This is a genomic window from Bacillus sp. P4_D3, from assembly GCF_056401855.1.
Map to the genome: position 1 here is coordinate 1 of NZ_JBFUIN010000549.1, position 2,062 is coordinate 2,062.

General features: G+C 38.1%; 1 protein-coding gene. It reads right to left on the reverse strand.

Annotation, left to right across the window (positions count from 1 at the left end; all coding sequences use genetic code 11):
* The coding region (locus tag AC1DTM_RS23930; protein ID WP_477001052.1) for a non-ribosomal peptide synthetase at window positions 1–2,062 on the reverse strand (2,062 nt) is incomplete at both ends.

Genomic DNA, 2,062 nt, shown 5'->3' on the forward strand with positions numbered 1-2,062 from the left:
TCCTAAATATCCACGAGCGAGCCCTGCACCTGCAACATACATTTCTCCAACTACTCCAGGTGGCATCGGTTGTAAATAGTTATCTAATACGTATACTTTAAGATCCGGTATACTGCACCCGATTAAACTATTTGCCCGTAAAGATACGATACTTTCATCTAATTCAATATAACTAACATGTACCGTCGTCTCCGTAATACCGTACATATTAATCAGCTTCGGTGAGTTATGAGGATGACGACTATACCAATCTTCTAATCGAGTTAGTTCAAGTGCTTCTCCACCAAAAACAACATATCGTAAAGATAATTTTTGATCAATCTCTTCATTTTCACGATCTGCTTGCATCAGTTGATAGAACGCTGATGGAGTTTGGTTTAAAACAGTCACCTTTTCCTGAACAAGCAGTTGTAAAAATTCTTTCGGTGAGCGACTTACAGTATGTGGTACTACGACTAGACGCCCTCCATATAATAAAGGTCCCCAAATTTCCCAAACTGAGAAATCAAAAGCGTATGAATGGAACATCGTCCACACATCGTCTGCGTCAAATTGGAACCAATGATCAGTTGCTCCTAAAAGTCTTACTACATTTTGATGAGGTATCATAACGCCTTTCGGTCTACCTGTTGAGCCTGACGTATAAATAACGTAAGCAATATGTGAAGGATATAACGGCTTAATGCGCTCCATTTCATCAATATTGTCTTCACTATATTTCTCAATTTCTTCTATTATGTTCACATCATCAACTAAAATCTTTAGTGCCTCATCACATTCAATTTCCACATCTGAATTTGTTAAAACACATGATGGTTTCGCATCGTGTAGCATAAATGAGATACGATCTGACGGATAATCCGGATCTAACGGAAGGTATCCCGCACCAGCTTTAAGAACAGCAAGTAAGCTTACAACCATATTTAAAGATCTCGGCATCGCTAAAGCAACGAGTTGATCAGGACCGATTCCTTTCGCTATTAACAAACGAGCTATTCTATTCGCTTTTCTATTTAGCTCTTCATAAGTTAGCTTTTCATCTTCAAAGACGACAGCAATAGAATTTGGACTTACATAAGCCTGCTTTTCAAATAATTGTGGCAATGTCATTTCAGGTACAATTTGAAAACCACCATTCCACTTTTCTAAAACTGTATTTCGCTCTGCTAAAGTTAATATTTCTAATCTACCAATTGATTGATCCGGATGTCTTGCCGCATCATCTAATAACAGAATGAATCGTTCTATTAGTTTTTGAACCGTTTCACGTTTATATAAATCGGTACTAAACTCTAACAATCCGTGTAAGCCGTTTGGAGTACCATCAACTCCGTTACTCTCGCTAATTTCAAATGTTAAATCAAATTTTGCAGAGCCAACACTTTGAATTTCAAGGCTCGCTTCTAAATCTGGAACATCAAACGTTGCTTCTGGCGTATTTTGAAAAGCTAACATAACTTGAAACAGCGGGTGACTATTTCGAGTACGTACTGGGTTTAACACTTCAACGAGTCGTTCAAATGGAACATCTTGATTTTCATAAGCTGCTAGATTTGCCTGCTTCACTCTATTCAATAACTCTTTAAAGATTGGATCTCCCGATGTATCCGTACGTAACACTAATGTATTTACAAATAAACCGACTATACCCGAGAGTGCATCGTCGTTTCTTCCAGCAATCGGACTACCTATTGGTATATCAGTACCAGCACCTAATCTTGTAAATAGCGCACTTAGTCCTGCTTGCAACACCATAAACAAACTAACTCCATTTTTACGAGCGAGCTCTACTAACCTACTATGCATACCTTCATCTATATGAAAATAAATTGTTTCCCCGCGATAACTAGTTTCAATTGGGCGCTGGTAATCTGCAGGTAACTCCATTTGATCTGGTAAACCTTTTAGTTCCTCTTTCCAAAAATCTAATTGTGTTGAAATAAGACTATCTGGTGTCGTTTCATCACCTAGTAGCTGTTGTTGCCATAGTGAATAATCTGCATATTGGACTGGAAGTATTTCTAATTTAACACTATCCCCTTGATGTCGTGCTTTATAGGCC